The 14,910-nt window shown below is 58.1% G+C and carries 14 protein-coding genes; 9 read left to right on the plus strand and 5 right to left on the minus strand.

Translation table 11 applies throughout. The annotated features are described in order from the left end of the window. Window positions 1–251 precede the first annotated feature (251 nt). Complete coding sequence (gmd, locus tag I9H09_RS04230) at window positions 252–1,298, plus strand: GDP-mannose 4,6-dehydratase (protein WP_024690780.1); 1,047 nt, start codon at window positions 252–254, stop codon at window positions 1,296–1,298. A gap of 88 nt (window positions 1,299–1,386) precedes the next feature. Here the strand turns inward: gmd and I9H09_RS04235 are convergent, their stop codons facing one another. Beyond that, window positions 1,387–2,349 carry a GDP-mannose 4,6-dehydratase gene (locus tag I9H09_RS04235; RefSeq protein WP_054998007.1) on the minus strand — a complete coding sequence of 321 codons (963 nt, stop codon included), beginning with the start codon at window positions 2,347–2,349 and terminating at the stop codon, window positions 1,387–1,389. Between the two features lie 261 nt (window positions 2,350–2,610). Here I9H09_RS04235 and I9H09_RS04240 point away from each other — a divergent pair, with 261 nt between their 5' ends. Further along, window positions 2,611–3,924, plus strand: coding sequence for a methyl-accepting chemotaxis protein (locus I9H09_RS04240; protein ID WP_024690778.1), 1,314 nt, complete (start codon window positions 2,611–2,613; stop codon window positions 3,922–3,924). A gap of 173 nt (window positions 3,925–4,097) precedes the next feature. Here I9H09_RS04240 and I9H09_RS04245 read toward each other — a convergent pair whose 3' ends face one another. After that, complete coding sequence (locus I9H09_RS04245) at window positions 4,098–5,669, minus strand: alkaline phosphatase D family protein (protein ID WP_122347664.1); 1,572 nt, start codon at window positions 5,667–5,669, stop codon at window positions 4,098–4,100. Then, window positions 5,669–6,229 (minus strand): GNAT family N-acetyltransferase, encoded by a 561-nt coding sequence (locus I9H09_RS04250; protein ID WP_024690777.1) that lies wholly within the window; start codon window positions 6,227–6,229, stop codon window positions 5,669–5,671. The genes I9H09_RS04245 and I9H09_RS04250 overlap by 1 nt, the downstream gene beginning before the upstream one ends. A gap of 201 nt (window positions 6,230–6,430) precedes the next feature. Here I9H09_RS04250 and I9H09_RS04255 point away from each other — a divergent pair, with 201 nt between their 5' ends. The 7 genes from I9H09_RS04255 to mltA all read left to right on the plus strand — a co-directional run bounded on the left by I9H09_RS04255 (window position 6,431) and on the right by mltA (window position 13,667). Continuing rightward, window positions 6,431–6,838, plus strand: coding sequence for an ExbD/TolR family protein (locus tag I9H09_RS04255; RefSeq protein ID WP_005898009.1), 408 nt, complete (start codon window positions 6,431–6,433; stop codon window positions 6,836–6,838). Window positions 6,839–6,840: 2 nt separating this feature from the next. Beyond that, window positions 6,841–7,584 carry an energy transducer TonB family protein gene (locus tag I9H09_RS04260; protein ID WP_054998009.1) on the plus strand — a complete coding sequence of 248 codons (744 nt, stop codon included), beginning with the start codon at window positions 6,841–6,843 and terminating at the stop codon, window positions 7,582–7,584. Window positions 7,585–7,604: 20 nt separating this feature from the next. Next, the gene (locus I9H09_RS04265) at window positions 7,605–9,887 is read left to right on the plus strand and encodes a TonB-dependent receptor (protein ID WP_005890993.1); all 2,283 of its coding nucleotides are present in this window, start codon (window positions 7,605–7,607) and stop codon (window positions 9,885–9,887) included. A 26-nt stretch (window positions 9,888–9,913) separates the two neighbouring features. After that, window positions 9,914–10,564 (plus strand): MotA/TolQ/ExbB proton channel family protein, encoded by a 651-nt coding sequence (locus I9H09_RS04270; RefSeq protein WP_005890996.1) that lies wholly within the window; start codon window positions 9,914–9,916, stop codon window positions 10,562–10,564. A gap of 61 nt (window positions 10,565–10,625) precedes the next feature. Further along, window positions 10,626–11,879, plus strand: a complete 1,254-nt coding sequence (locus I9H09_RS04275) for a phospholipase D-like domain-containing protein (RefSeq protein WP_005890999.1) — start codon at window positions 10,626–10,628, stop codon at window positions 11,877–11,879. Next, window positions 11,876–12,361, plus strand: a complete 486-nt coding sequence (locus I9H09_RS04280) for a GNAT family N-acetyltransferase (RefSeq protein WP_005891002.1) — start codon at window positions 11,876–11,878, stop codon at window positions 12,359–12,361. Before I9H09_RS04275 ends, I9H09_RS04280 begins: the two co-directional genes overlap by 4 nt. Window positions 12,362–12,476: 115 nt before the next feature. Further along, window positions 12,477–13,667 carry a murein transglycosylase A gene (gene mltA, locus I9H09_RS04285; protein ID WP_054998011.1) on the plus strand — a complete coding sequence of 397 codons (1,191 nt, stop codon included), beginning with the start codon at window positions 12,477–12,479 and terminating at the stop codon, window positions 13,665–13,667. 100 nt (window positions 13,668–13,767) lie between these two features. On the opposite strand, the gene I9H09_RS04290 is transcribed toward mltA, so the two are convergent. Continuing rightward, the gene (locus I9H09_RS04290) at window positions 13,768–14,229 is read right to left on the minus strand and encodes an RES family NAD+ phosphorylase (protein WP_024690773.1); all 462 of its coding nucleotides are present in this window, start codon (window positions 14,227–14,229) and stop codon (window positions 13,768–13,770) included. Next, window positions 14,226–14,675: a type II RES/Xre toxin-antitoxin system antitoxin gene (gene parS, locus I9H09_RS04295; protein WP_005891013.1), complete on the minus strand. Its 450-nt coding sequence runs from the start codon at window positions 14,673–14,675 to the stop codon at window positions 14,226–14,228. Before parS ends, I9H09_RS04290 begins: the two co-directional genes overlap by 4 nt. Between the last annotated feature and the right edge of the window lie 235 nt (window positions 14,676–14,910).

Consider the following 14,910-nt stretch of genomic DNA (forward strand, 5'->3'; position numbering starts at 1 on the left):
CGACCAGCGGTCTGTGTGGCCGCAGCGCCAAGGCGCTATATCAGCCGTCGGACTCGCTGTCTGATCCTCCCCGAGTGATCGCAGAAGTGGCTATTTGAAATTGACCGGCTGCACTTCAGATTCCAGATCTATAGTGATCGGGTGCTTCGACTCAAACTCTGGGTTGTCTTCGAAGCGCGCGTGCTGCTGTTCATCGACACAGCGCACTACAATAACTACACGCCGAGCCAGCCCCAGACCGGAATCCCATTATGACCACACCCACAGAGTCCGTAATCATCACTGGCGTCACAGGCCAGGATGGCGCTTACCTTACTCAGCTTCTGCTGGAAAAAGGCTACAGGGTCTACGGTACTTTTCGCCGTACCAGCTCTGTCAATTTCTGGCGGCTCGAGGAACTCGGTGTCGCCGAACATCCGAATCTGCATCTGGTCGAGCATGACCTGACAGACCTGAGCGCGAGTATCCGCCTGCTGCAAAAGGCTGAGCCCACCCAGATATACAACCTGGCAGCGCTGAGCTTCGTCGGTGTTTCCTTCGATCAGCCCATCACGACAGCGGAAATCACTGGTCTTGGAGCCGTCAATCTGCTTGAAGCCATACGGATCGTGAACCCGAAAATACGGTTTTACCAGGCATCGACGTCCGAGATGTTCGGCAAGGTGCAGGAAGTACCGCAGGTTGAGACGACGTCGTTTTATCCGCGCAGCCCCTATGGTGTCGCCAAATTGTATGCGCACTGGATGACGATCAACTATCGGGAGTCCTACGGCATCTTTGGTGCCAGCGGAATTTTGTTCAATCACGAGTCTCCGCTGCGCGGCAAGGAGTTCGTCACCCGCAAGATCACCGATGCCGCTGCTCGTATTTCACTGGGCATGCCGCAGATTCTGGAGCTGGGCAACCTGGACGCACGGCGGGACTGGGGCTTTGCCAAAGAGTATGTCGAAGGTATGTGGCGGATGCTGCAGGCCGACGAGCCTGACTCTTTCGTCCTGGCAACCCATCGATCCGAAACTGTTCGTGATTTTGTATCCATGGCGTTCAAGGCTGTCGACATCAACCTTGAGTGGGTGGGCAGTGCAGAAAACGAGCGCGGCATCGACGTGAACACAGGCAAGCCTCTGGTGCAGGTCAATCCACGGTTCTATCGACCGTCTGAAGTCGAATTACTGATCGGCAATCCTGAAAAAGCCAGAAACGTGCTGGGGTGGGAGGCAAAGACCGGTCTCGAAGAGCTGTGCCGGTTGATGGTAGATGCCGATGTAAAGCGTAATCAGAACGGGCGCTCGTTCTGATTGAAGCCCTGCGCGCGGCAGGGCTGAGCTTCAAGGCGTCATTGATCATGACGCCTGTGCTGGCAATCCGATGAATATATTCGATTGCTCAAACTACTGTTGATGCCACTTCGTGACGCCAGTAGTTCAGAAGGTTGGCAAGCGTTTCGTTCAGGCTGGTAGTCGGTTTCCAGCCCGTGAAGCCTCGCATCGCGGAGTTGTTGCCGAAGGCGCTGGGTATGTCCGAAGGACGCATGCGCTCCGGGTCGACTTTTACTTCGATGGTGCCTGAGCTTAGTGCCATGAGATGCGCAAGTATGGTTTCGAGGCTGGTGGGCTCCCCGCTGCAGATGTTCAGGCACCCGGGACAGTCTTCTCGCGTGTCGGCCAGCGTCAACAAGGCGATATAGGCCTCGCACACATCATGCACATCAAGAAAGTCTCGCGCCGCCAGCAGGTTGCCGACTTTCAACTCGGGTAGCTGTTTTCCCGCCTCGATCAGGGCGATCTGTCTGGCAAACGACGCGGTAGCAAAATCAGGCGACTGCCTGGCACCAATGTGATTGAAGGGGCGTACGACAACCCCTCTGTGGCCCTGACGCAAATGCTCGTTGAACGCCGCTTCTGCCGCGAGCTTGCTGGCTGCATAGGGGTTCATCGGCTTGCAGACGCTCTCTTCGCCCAGCGCGGTGCCTTGCTTGAAGGTTTCGCCGTATACCTCCGACGAGCTCACGAACAATGCAAAGGCATCGGGAGCCTTTCGTTGCAGTGCCTGTAACAGGTTTACGCTGCCCATGACGTTGGTTTGCCAGGTCAGTACAGGGTCTTTGAAGCTGGTAGGCACATGGGTGACCGCTGCCAGATGCACAACGTGAGTCGGCGCTGTTCGAGACAACGCGTGCTCCAGGCCATCTGCATCGCGAATATCACAGCGTACAGACTCGCTGGCCTGTGCGGACAGCGACGACTCGGCGCCTACCAGTGCAATGACATGATGCCCCGCCTGTTGCAGCCTGCTGCACAGCGTCTGGCCTACAAATCCATTGGCACCTGTAATCAGAATGCGTTGCATCAAAGCTTCCTCAAATGACCGTGCGTCAGGCAACGGAGCTTAACAGACCCTTTCGGCCCGGCAGGACTGGCCCTGCCGCACATCGACATCAGCTTTGCCCCTCTGGTTTCAATCCAAGGCTAGCTCAAATGCGGATTTTCGGTTCTACGTCACGAATGTCAGGCAAAACATAGAATTTCACCTGTCATATTCCGACGAAATGCCTCCACTGCGTCTACGCTTGTGCCGATATATACGTACAACCCTCTCAACGGTGCAGCCATGTTCAATACTCGCTTGAAAAAGGAATTACAGGCACAACAGGCCGAGTTATTCATGTACCGGCAAATGCAGAAAGGTATCGACGCGCGAATGCTGTCGATGACTCTGGATGCCAGCAACCGCATCTCCCACGCCAACGGGAATTTCCTGCAGGCGCTGGGCTATACGCTCGATCAGCTTGTTGGCCGTGACATGGACCAACTGGTGCCGAGTTACGTCAGGCAGCTCGCGTGTTATCGCGACCTGAAGTCAGCGACGCAGAACGGTGAGTCGGTCATCGACAGGTACCGTTTTCTGCATGCCAATGGCAGCCTGGTCTGGATCCGCGCGATGTGGCAGCCGGTTCTGGATGAGCAGGGCAAGCTGACGCACTTGCAGTGTTACGGATCGGATATCACGGAGGTCGTCGAAAAGGCTGCCGAGAATGCTGCGTTCATTCAGGCCCTGTTACGCTCGAGTGCCGTGATCGAGTTCGACCTGAGCGGGCATGTGCTGACTGCCAACGAACAGTTTCTGCGCGGCATGGGTTACAACCTCACGCAAATCAAAGGCAAGCACCACAGCATGTTCTGCGATTCGCATGAAACGTCGCAGGCTGCCTACCGAGATTTCTGGGCAACGCTCAACCGTGGCGAGTTTGTCGCTGGCCGGTTCAAACGCATCGACAGCAGCGGCCGTGATGTCTGGCTGGAGGCGACCTATAACCCGGTCCATGACGCGCAGGGCAAACTCTACAAGGTCGTCAAGTTCGCCACGCTGGTGACTGATCAGGTGGCCCGCGAAGATGAAGTCAGCCAGGCAGCCAGCGTAGCTTTTGAAATATCCCAACGCACTGACGTCAGTGCCCAGCGTGGCGCAGATGTTGTACAGAATACTGTCGATACCATGCGCAAGATCTCCGAAGAAATGCAGTCGGCGTCCTCCGGAATCGAAGCCTTGGGCAAACAGTCAGTGTTGATCAACTCCATCGTACAAACCATTGGCGGCATCGCCCAGCAGACCAATTTGCTGGCGCTGAACGCCGCCATCGAAGCCGCCCGGGCTGGTGAGCAGGGCAGGGGCTTTGCGGTGGTTGCCGACGAAGTTCGTCAGTTGGCAGGCCGCACCAGTGCGGCGACCGAAGAAATCGTCACCGTGGTGCAGCAAAACCAGGCGCTGGCTGATGAAGCCGTGCGCGGCATGGCCAATAGCCGCACTCAGGCCGAGCAGGGCCTGTTGCTGGCCAACGAGGCGGGCGCAGTGATCGTCGAGATTCAGGAGGGTGCGAAACAGGTGGTCGGTGCGGTCGGACGGTTCGCCAATCAGTTGAAATAGTGCGCATTGCCTCGATACTCTGCTTCAGATGCTGCGCGATAGATAGAAGGCTTTTCCGCTGATCTGCGGAAAAGCCTTTTTATTGGGTCGCGATTTTTCCTACAGTAATCTCTCTCGAAACGAAGCGGGTTTGACTGTCGCGCAGGGGTGGACAATAGAAGGGCGCTCAGCGCCTATCCCTCCATAGCCCCCGCCTTTCCGGCTTCTACCATAAAGCGCTTGAGCGTCGACACGCTGGCGGCAGGGTCGAGCACATCCGAAACCACCTGGAAGCGGGCAGACATCTGATGTTCAGTCAGGTCGACGGCGACGTAGCCACGCTGACGACTTTCGAAGAACTTCACGTGCGGGTTGAGCCCGAGAATGCTATTGAAGGCCTCGAACGGCGGCCCGCCGGATGTGACCGAGGTGCCGACGAATTCGGTGGCGATGACGGCTGAGTCCGGGTTGCCTGCATCGGCATGCAGGTCAGTGGTCCAGAACGAATGAATATCGCCGCCCCAGAACACCGGGTTGCGGGTTTGATGGCGTTGCAGAGAAGCCAACATACGCTCGCGAGTGGTTATGTAGCCGTCCCAGCCATCGGTCCAGCGGCCCAGTTCCTGGGTACCCGGATTGCGTTGTATCAGCGGCGCGACCAGCAAATCCTGAGCGATGACATTCCATTGTCCGGGGGATTGAGCAAAGCTGCGGTCCAGCCAGGCTTCCTGCTCCCAGCCGAGCATGGTGCGTTTCGGGTCAGTAAGGTCAGCGCAGTCGCCGCGTGCGACGTAGCCCTTGTGGCTGCCGCTGGCCGGAATACAGGGTTGTTCAGAGCGATATTGCCGACCGTCCAGAACATGAAAACGAGCCAGACGGCCGTAATCCAGATTGCGGTAGATGCGCATATCCGGCCCCTTGGGCAGGCTGCTGGCGCGCAAAGGCATGTGCTCGTAGAAGGCTTGGTAAGCGGCGGCTCTGCGACGCAGGAAGCTTTCTACCGATACGCCCGGATCCTGGGACCACTGCGCTGCGTAGTCATTCTGCACTTCGTGATCGTCCCAGGTGACGACGCTCGGCGCGCAGGCATGCAGGGCTTGCAGGTCCGGGTCGGTCTTGTACTGCGCGTATCGGTTGCGATAGCCGGAGAGGTCCATCGGGTCTGGTGTGGCATGGCGACGCGGGAACTGGATTTTTTCAGAAGATGCGTTCATCTCATAGATATAGTCGCCGAGAAAGAACACCAGATCAGGCCGCTCTGCCGCCAGGTGCCGGTAGGCGCTGAAATAGCCGGCTTCCCAATGTGAACACGACACAAAACCGAATCGCGCCGCGACCATGGCGGTTGCTGGCGGCGCAGTGCACGCCTGGCCCACCGGGCTTTGCGCGCCCAGGCTTTCGAACTGATACCAATAGGGACGGCCTGGCTGCAGACCGCTCGCTTCAACATGCACTGAGTGCGCAAAGCGCGCATGGGCAGTGGTCTGGCCCGAACGCACAATGCGTGTCATGGCCGCGTCGCTGGCAATTTTCCAGCGCACTTCAACTGGCTTGGTCAAGCCATCGTCGCCTGTCGGGGTGACTGGTTTGGGGGCCAGACGTGTCCAGATCACAAAGCCGTCCGGCACCGGGTCGCCAGACGCCACGCCTAGCGTAAACGGATAATCGACACCGGCGCTGCGGGCGAACGGGCTCAGGATCGACAGTAAGGTGGCACCGGCCACTCCCGTGATGATGCGGCGACGGTCCGCGTTGAAATCAGTCATTACATGGTCTCCGACGCTACGTACTGCGAGCGCAATAGCCCGAACAGCAGCATGTCCTTGAATACACCGTTTTTCAGAAACACCTCTTTCATGCATCCCTCGTACGACAGTCCGCACTTCTCCAGCACCCTGGCGCTGGCCGGGTTGTCGCTGAAACACTGACCTGCGATGCGATTGAGGTTCATGTTAGTGAATCCGTGCATCAGCAAGCCCTGAACCGCTTCGCAGATGTAGCCCTTGTTGCGGTAGTCGGCTCCGGTCCAGTAACCCAGGTTGGCGCTGTGATGCGATTTGGAGAAGCGCAACGAGACGACCCCGGTCAGCTCTGAGGTTTCCCTGACGTGAACCCCGAGGGTCAACGTTCGACCTGCGGCAAAATGTTCGGGTATTTCAGCGATGAATGCCTGCGCATGCTCCAGCGTATAGGGGCTGGGCAGCGTCGAGGTCATGGCCGCGATAGTGGGCTCGTCTGCCAGGCGTGACAGGGTCGAAGCCTGGTTCGGGCGCAACGCAGCGAGCAATAGACGCGAGGTTCGGATAGTTGGCAGCAGGACGCTCATCCGTATTTTCCACCGGGTTAAATGCTCAAACGCTGCAGCGTTGTGATGGCGTTTGTGTGACAGATGCAAGAATCATTTATGTGCCACAGGATGTGCGCACAAAAGCCATGTAACAGTCATGTATCGGACTTGTAAAACCAACCGATCGGTCATGTTCGGTTGTTAGATTCTCGGCCTCTTACAAGAGAGCGAGAAGCTGGCATGAGAACGTGGGATGAACCCAAGAAGCGCAAGGCACACATCGAACTGATCCCGATGATCGACGTGATGATGTTCCTGTTGGTGTTTTTTGTGCTGGTAAGCCTGAACGTGATTCCGGCTCTGGGCATGAAAACCCAGCTACCCAGCGCCAGCAGCTCCCAGCAGCTCAAACCGCAGAACAAATCGATCCTGACCCTGGGGCTCAACGGCGAGTTGCAACTCGACGGCAAGGCCACCACCGTCGATGCTCTGGTGCCAGCCTTGAAGGCGCTGGAAAAGCCGGACACCAAAACCACCATCATCGTGAACAGCGACAAAGGCGTCGAAGTCGCACGCCTGGTCGAGGTCATGGACACCTTGCGTCTGGGTGGCTTCACATCCGTTTCCATCGCTACGCGTAAGTCCTGATCATGTACGCCCTGTTTCGCGTACGCCAGTGGCTTGGTGGCCTGCCTGCGCTGCTGGCACTCATTGCAATCGTGATTGGTGTGCAGACTCGCCCGCTGAAAATGGAGCCGGTCTACGACGAGTCTGCAGTGGAACTCGCGCTGATCGAGCCCGAAGCGCCTGCGCCGGAGCCATTGAAGCAGGCCGAGCCGCCTCCGCCTCAGGCCGAAGAGCCGCCGCCTCCGCCACCCGTAGTCGAGAGCGAAGACGCCGAGCCTGCTCCGCCGCCCAAGCCCGTTCCCAAGCCCAAGCCAGAGCCGAAACCTAAACCTTTGCCCAAGCCCAAACCGCCAGTGGCCAAACCCGTCGAGCCGGTTCAGGCACCCAGCAAACCGGTGGTCAGCGCCCCGGTATCGCCGCCGTCACCACCCGCGCCACCCGCACCGCCGAAGGTGGACTCTCAGGGTATTGAAGGGGGTTACCTCAAAGGGCTGCGCAACGAACTGGACGGCTACAAACAATATCCGACCGGACGTCAGGCATCGCTCGAGCGCCCGAGTGGCGAAGTGGTGGTGTGGTTGCTGGTCGACCGTCAAGGGCACGTGCTCGATTCCGGTATTCAGAGCCAGGCCTCCAGCATGCTGCTCAATCGAGCCGCGACCAATAGCCTGCGCCGCATCAAGCAGGTCAAGCCATTTCCTGAACAAGCCTTCGGCGGGCGCAATGAACAGCGCTTTACCGCCACCTTCAACTACAGCGTGCAATAGCACTGACAAGGAACAATGTGATGAAGTTTTCCAGGATTCACCTTGCGTTGGTCGCCGCTGGCATGAGCCACGGCATGGCCATGGCTGACCAGAACGCCAGTGATGTCGGCACCATTGGCGTGCAAGGCAAGGCAACTGCCGGTGGTGGTTACATGGTGCAGGAGGAAAGCATCAAGGCGCGTTCCACTGTCACTAAAGAAGCACTCGACAAGCAGACCGCGACCGGGAATGCGATCGACAAGCTCAAGTACACGCCAGGCCTGAACATCTCCAGCGAAGACGCCACCGGTCTTTCAGGATTCAAGTTCACCATGCGCGGGCTCAACTCCGATCAGGTCGGCATGTCGGTTGACGGCATGCCGATCAATGACTCCGGCAACTACGCGCTGTATTCCAACCTGCTGGGTGACCCGGAAAACATCGATCAGATTTTCGTGACTCAGGGTGCTGCAGAAAGTGACGGCCCGCACATCGGTTCCAGCGGCGGCAATATTGGCATTGTGACCATTCGGCCCACCAAGGAAACCGGCGCATTCGTCAAACAGGTGGCGGGCAGCAACGGCACTTACAAAACCTTCGCGCGGCTCAATACCGGTGAGATAAACGGGCTAAGCAACTGGTTGTCGATGTCTCACACCGAAGGCCAGAAATGGCGCGGTGACGGGGCAGTGCGCGCTGACAAGGTGGAATGGAACAGCTTTTTCGACATGGGGTCGGGCAATACGGCCAACCTGATCCTCAAGTACCACGAGCAAGACAACAACAGTTACAGCCAGCTAACAAAGAGCCAGTTTGAACAAGGCGGCCGCAAGTTCGACCCTTATCCGTCCAGGCCTGCACTGGGCAGCAACGGCAAACTCTCCGGTTATTACGAGCTGGCGCAAAACCCGTTCCAGACCTTCACCGGTGTGCTCAATACGCAATTTAAACTGGCCGACAACCTGTCGCTGTCCGTCATACCTTATTACTTCTGGGGCAACGGCAGCGGTGTAAACAGCTCGTCCTACGCGCTAAACCGCGGCTCTAACCTGGGCGGTGTATTTGACCTGAGCAATCTGCCGACCGCTGCCGCTTATAACGCTGACGGTTCATCGACCACTGGCGTTTATTACCGGCCTTCACGTACCCAGACCTGGCGCCCCGGCATCACCACCAAGTTGAACTGGGACATCAACGACGAACACAGCGTGCAAGTTGGCTACTGGTATGAACGCGCGCGCCAGTTGCAGACCCAGCCTTTCATTCGCCTGAAGAGCAACGGCAAGCCGGAAAGTATCTTGCCGGACTCCGATTACGTGGTCGATGCCAATGGCAACGAGATCCAGGGCCGGGACCGCTATACCGTTACGCCTGCGCAAAAAGTCTGGGCTCAGGACACGTGGTATTTCGCCCCTGACTGGACACTCATTGGCGGCCTGGCCTTCATGAATGTCGAACGAGAAGGCGACAACCACGGCAGCCTCACCGAGCGGCCGGAAAAACGTGACCAGACGTATAACAAGCTGCTGCCCAACGTCGGTCTCAAATATCAGCTCGATGAGCGTGACCAGTTGTTCTACAGCCTGTCGCGCAACATGCGCATACCGCAGAACTACGTGCTGTACGACCCGGGCACCGGCTCCATCAACAGCAAGCCGGAAACCAGCTGGAACCACGAACTGGGCTGGCGCTTTACCGACCAGGACATGACGCTGGCGGCCACCCTGTTTTACATGCAGTTCAAGGACCGTCAGGTGTCTTCGAAGGACGTCAACGGCGACTTTGCCGATATCAACGCCGGCGCAGTGGACAACAGCGGTCTGGAGCTGGAGTGGAGCGGCCTGTTGCCTAACCACTTCAACTACTACACCTCATACACCTACACCCGCGCCAAACAGAAAGATGACCTGACCGTTTTCAATAACGGCGCAGCCATCGAATTGCCTACCAGTGGCAAGCAGTTCACCAACGTGCCGAAGAACATGCTGGCGGCCAATATCGGCTATGACGATGGCAGTTATTACGGCACGTTCGGCGGCAAGGTCACCAGCAAGCTTTACGGCGACCTGACCAACGACGAAAGCATTCCGGGGCGCACCATCTTCAATCTGGGCGGAGGCATCTATTTGCCGGTGGACAAGAAAATCGTCAAGGACGCCACCTTGCGACTGAACGTCGACAACCTGTTCGACAAGAAATACCTGGACGGCGTGTACACCACCAAAACCAACGCAGGCACTTACAGCGGTTTCCGCGATGGCGATCCGGCCTACATCGTCGGGGTCGAGCGTACCGTCACGGTTTCCCTGGAAGCCAATTTCTAACCCTTCATTGACCAGAGGTCTGCGCCATGGACATGAATCAGCTCCACGACATCACTTTCTACGTGATGTATGCCGCCATCGCGATTGCGATCTTTGTCGCGATCGAACGAGGCATCTACTTTGCTTATGTGCGCCGCCAGTCGCGGGCGCTGCAAACAGCGCTCAACGCTTCGGTACACAGTGAAAAGGACCTGCCTGAAGCACTGACGCGCCGGACCAGCCTCCCACTGGAAATGGTCCTGCCGGTGCTTGCCCAGAAAAATGCCCATGGCTCACGCCGGGATCTGGATGACGTCATCGAAACTCAGTATCTGAGCACGCGAGCGCCGTTGTCCCGCAGCCTCTGGCTTATCGAGACCATCACCACGGCCGCGCCATTACTGGGGTTGCTGGGCACTATCCTGGGCATCATCGACACTTTCAAGGCCTTGGCCAGCGCCGGGGTGTCCGACCCAGGGCAGATCTCTGCCGGTATCGGCACTGCGTTGTTCGCGACAGGTCTGGGTATCGCAATCGCCTTGTTCTGCGTGGTCTTTCATAACTTTTTTCAGGACAGCCTTGAGCGCATCAACGATCAGCTCAAGATCCTGTTGATCCGTGCCTCCAGCGGGGCAAGGGTGCAGGATGAAATGTCGCACCCGGTCACGGTTCCCCAGCCCAACTACCGGACGGCATGATTAACCCACAGGCGCATGTCACTGGCATGCGCCTTTTGCCTGTTCTGGCGATGAGACTTCCATGACTTCGTCTATCCGTTTTCGCTCGATGCCCATGCGCTATCGCGGTCTGATCGCTGCGTTGCTGTTGTCGAGCCCGTTGGCACATGCCGACTTCGCTATTCCCGGTTTTGAACTGGTCCACACCGTCCCCGTCGGGACCGACCTGCAAACCCCCGATTTGCGAGCGCCCGGCGATGTCTGGCGCGAGCTGTTCGACGGTGCCACCAAACGCATCGACATCGAGCAGTTCTATGTGGCCGATCAGCCGGGTTCTGTCATGAACAAGGTGCTCGATAGCCTGCAATCAGCCGGGCAGCGAGGGGTGCAGATACGATTTCTTCTCGAAGACAAAGGCCTGAAGATGTCCGACCCCAAGACCCTGGAGCGGTTGCGGGCGATCCCCAATCTCACGCTGAGGGTGCTGCCTTATGCCAAACTTACTGGCAACGGCATCATCCACGCCAAGTTCTTTGTGGTTGATGGCAAACAGGCATTTATAGGCAGTCAGAATTTCGACTGGCGCTCACTGGAGCACATTCACGAAACCGGTTTGCGGATTGATGAGCCGGGTGTGGTGCGACAAGTGCAGTCAGTGTTCGAGCAGGACTGGCTGGCCCAAGCGGCCATTACCGACGGCAAGCCAGTACCGGTTCCTGTTTCGTCTACCAACAGCGTCGCATCGTCAGACGGCAATTATCTGGTCGCCAGCCCGCAACGCTACAACCCGCCTGGTGTCGTCGATTCGCAGGCAGAACTCCCACGCTTGCTGGGCGAAGCCAAGAACGAGGTTCGCATACAGTTGCTGGATTACGCCCCTTTGTCCTATGGTCCGGACAAGACCCGTCCATATTACCCGGTCATTGATAACGCTATCCGCAGCGCAGCGGCACGCGGTGTATCCGTCAAACTCATGGTTTCAGACTGGAACACCGGCATGCCCGAAGTCGCCTACCTGAAAAGCCTGGCCCTGGTGCCCAACGTACAGGTACGCATCGTTACCCTGCCAATGGCCGCGCAGGGCTTCATTCCCTATGCACGGGTGATCCACAGCAAAACCATGGAAATCGATGACCGGATCGCCTGGGTCGGCACCAGCAACTGGCTCGGCGGCTACCTCGACAACTCGCGCAACCTGGAAGTGGTACTGCACGACAGTTCCATGGCCAAACGCATCGGGCAACTGCATGAGCAACTATGGGATGGACCTTACGCCAAGCCCATCGACATCAATCGCGACTACCCGGAACCGCACCCAGGCCAGAGTTCGAAATGAGCTTGATAGTGCGCGCGATGGCTGACAGCGACTGGCCTTCTCTGGCTCTTTTATTCGAGCAGCCGGTATTTCGCTGGTGGACGCTGCGCATGCCGTATCAGTCATCCAGCGATATAAAACGGCTTGTCGAAAACCGGGCCTCTTCCGGCTTGTCCCTGGTTGCCGAGCAGGACGGTGCAGTGGTGGGGTGCGCCATGCTTTATCGATTCCAGGGGCGAAGGCAACACGCCGCCGATTTCTGGATGGGCGTCGCAGACGGACATCATCGTCAAGGCATTGGGGGGCTGATGTTAAAAGAACTGATCGAAACCGCCTCGCGCTGGCAAAACATCAAACGCCTGGAATTGACGGTATTTATCGACAACGAGCCTGCTATTGCGCTGTACGAAAAACATGGCTTCGTCGTAGAAGGCACACACAGGGAATTTGCTTATAGAGATGGCGAGTACATAGACGCGCTCAGTATGGCGGCAGTCTTTTGAGGCGCATAGGCTGAGCCGCGAATGCAGTTCACCCCCTAGGCCACTCAGCCTCATTCAGCCACAATGACGCCTCTTACCCACCAGCCTGCTGTGGGCTGTTAAAGGATTGGTGCTGATGATCTTCTCTTTCAAGTCATTGTCCCGGAGCCTGGCGCTGGCTTTGCCACTCGCCGCTTTACTCACGGCATGTGACAAGTCCGATAAACCGGCAACGCCACCGGCTGCGCCGCACACCACTTACGCCCAGGCCACCTGGGAAGCGCTGCCAGCAGTTTCGGATGCTGATTTGCAGGCAGGTTTCGCCTCATGGCGCAGCGCCTGTTTGCGGCTGAAGGCCGACGCAGTGTGGGGGCCGACGTGTGCTGCTGCGGCGAGCCTTGCAGCGGCGCCGGATGCGGCGCAGATCCGCACATTTCTGCAGGACCAGTTGCAGGTTTACAGCCTGCGCGCAGACAGCGGCAGCGCCGATGGCCTGATCACCGGCTACTACGAGCCTGTTTATCCCGGCAGCCTGACTCGGACGGAGACCGCCAATGTGCCGGTGTATGGCATTCCTGACGATCTGATCGTGGTGAATCTGGATAGCATCTACCCCGAACTCAAAGGCAAGCGCCTGCGCGGTCGTCTTGAAGGGCGTGTACTCAAGCCTTACGACGATGCAGCAACGATCAATGCAAACGGGCTGGCCGCGCCAGTGATTGCCTGGCTGACCGACCCAATGGACTTGCAGTTTCTGCAGATCCAGGGCTCTGGCCGCGTCAGCCTGGAGGACGGTTCGCAATTGCGTCTTGGCTATGCCGATCAGAACGGTCGTCCGTATCGCGCCATTGGTCGCTGGCTGGTCGAGCAGGGCGAGTTGAAGAAGGAAGACGTGACCATGGGCAGCATCGCTGCCTGGGCCAAGGCGCATCCTGAGCGGGTCAATGAACTGCTGTCCAGCAACCCGAGCTATGTATTTTTTGCTCGTAACCCTGACAGCAACGAAGGCCCTCGTGGCTCGCTCAACGTGCCGCTGACACCGGGCTACAGCGTGGCCATTGATCGCAAGGTCATCCCGCTGGGCAGTCTGCTCTGGCTGTCCACTACGCGCCCGGACGGCAGCAGTGTCGTGCGCCCGGTGGCCGCTCAGGACACTGGCGGTGCGATTGCCGGTGAAGTGCGCGCCGATCTGTTCTGGGGCACCGGCGAGGAGGCCGGCAAGCTGGCGGGCGACATGAAGCAGAAAGGCAATATCTGGCTGTTGTGGCCGAAGGGTATGGCCTTGCCGCAGGCGGCTGAGCCAGCTCAGGCGCCCGCAACCCACTGAACGACGGCTGAAAACGTCCCACGGGCAGCGCTATGTTGCATCGGTATCAAACATCGATATCAGGCATAGCGCTACCGGTTATGGCCGCGACTCAGTCCGCTCATTTCAAACGCGGGTCCGCTTCGAATTCCAGCGTTCTGGCCGTGGCAACAACAGCCTGGAACTCCGGGTGCTGGACGTTGAGCAGATAGTTGTACTCGCGCGGGATGATCACGCTGGGTACGGCCAGCGCCAGGCTTTGACCGGAGGCCAGCCAGGCGTCGCCGAATGAGGCGCTGGCCGGCGGGGCAGGCTCTTCACGCCAGTCCGGGGGCAGGGTGTCAGGTCGGGCGTTGAGGATGTGCTCCTCGGCAATCTGCAGCTCCAGCATCGCGTAATGACGGGCCGCGCTGGCGTTATTCAGGTGAACCAGTATTTCCAGTAGCGCAAGGGACTCGCTGCCGGCGCAATAGACGCACGCGTTGCCTTTGCTGTTCCAGCGTCCACCGTAGAGTTTGGCCCCTTCGCCATCAAATGCTTGCGCCAGCCATTTGCGCTTGACCAGACGATAGACCGAAATCACGCTACGACTCCATGCTCCAGTCGACCGATCAGGTCCAGCACAGCCTGGGTTTCGGCTGAAGTGGCGAGCATTTCCAGCGGCCTGCTGTTGCCCAGCCCGTGAACCGGATTCGCCAGCCAGAGTCGGGTGGCCTCGGTGTCGCCTTCGAACAGGTCCAGTGCCGCCTTGTAGACAGCTGCCAGCCGAAACAGACGATCACTTTCTTCGGCGTTGAAGCGACGCACCTTGAGACGACGCTGCAAGGTTGCCGGAGCGATGCCCAGGTGTTCGGCGAGTGTCGAACGATTCAGGTCTGTGTAATGCGCCAGCCGTTCGAACACCTCGTAGGGCAAGCCGCTGTGCAGCGCCGTATAAAGACGGGCGCCACGCTCTGGAATCCCCAAGTCCTCCCAGAAATCGTCCTGCCGGGGCACAGCCGGGTGGTAGTCGCCTATGGGCAGAGACATGTCACACCTCTCTATCGAGTGATTACTATTAAATCTATCACTTGATAATAGTCTCGTTTTAGCGCCAGCGGTAGTGATCTGGCGCAACGGAAAGCGACATAAATTACAGAAACTTCAAACATCGCCGACTAAGGCTATAGTTCTGCTTTAAATGCTGACCATCAAGCGTCCATGCTCGAACCAGCCGTTTTCTAAAAGAGCCAACGAAGACCCGTCAAAACCATACGTGCTGTCC

Source organism: Pseudomonas tremae (genome assembly GCF_023278125.1).
Classification (GTDB): domain Bacteria; phylum Pseudomonadota; class Gammaproteobacteria; order Pseudomonadales; family Pseudomonadaceae; genus Aquipseudomonas; species Aquipseudomonas tremae.

Coding starts and splice junctions, on each gene's coding strand:
- gmd (WP_024690780.1), top strand. CDS start 252: ATGACCACACCCACAGAGTCCGTAATCATCACTGGCGTCACAGGCCAG.
- I9H09_RS04235 (WP_054998007.1), bottom strand. CDS start 2,349: ATGCAACGCATTCTGATTACAGGTGCCAATGGATTTGTAGGCCAGACG.
- I9H09_RS04240 (WP_024690778.1), top strand. CDS start 2,611: ATGTTCAATACTCGCTTGAAAAAGGAATTACAGGCACAACAGGCCGAG.
- I9H09_RS04245 (WP_122347664.1), bottom strand. CDS start 5,669: ATGACTGATTTCAACGCGGACCGTCGCCGCATCATCACGGGAGTGGCC.
- I9H09_RS04250 (WP_024690777.1), bottom strand. CDS start 6,229: ATGAGCGTCCTGCTGCCAACTATCCGAACCTCGCGTCTATTGCTCGCT.
- I9H09_RS04255 (WP_005898009.1), top strand. CDS start 6,431: ATGAGAACGTGGGATGAACCCAAGAAGCGCAAGGCACACATCGAACTG.
- I9H09_RS04260 (WP_054998009.1), top strand. CDS start 6,841: ATGTACGCCCTGTTTCGCGTACGCCAGTGGCTTGGTGGCCTGCCTGCG.
- I9H09_RS04265 (WP_005890993.1), top strand. CDS start 7,605: ATGAAGTTTTCCAGGATTCACCTTGCGTTGGTCGCCGCTGGCATGAGC.
- I9H09_RS04270 (WP_005890996.1), top strand. CDS start 9,914: ATGGACATGAATCAGCTCCACGACATCACTTTCTACGTGATGTATGCC.
- I9H09_RS04275 (WP_005890999.1), top strand. CDS start 10,626: ATGACTTCGTCTATCCGTTTTCGCTCGATGCCCATGCGCTATCGCGGT.
- I9H09_RS04280 (WP_005891002.1), top strand. CDS start 11,876: ATGAGCTTGATAGTGCGCGCGATGGCTGACAGCGACTGGCCTTCTCTG.
- mltA (WP_054998011.1), top strand. CDS start 12,477: ATGATCTTCTCTTTCAAGTCATTGTCCCGGAGCCTGGCGCTGGCTTTG.
- parS (WP_005891013.1), bottom strand. CDS start 14,675: ATGTCTCTGCCCATAGGCGACTACCACCCGGCTGTGCCCCGGCAGGAC.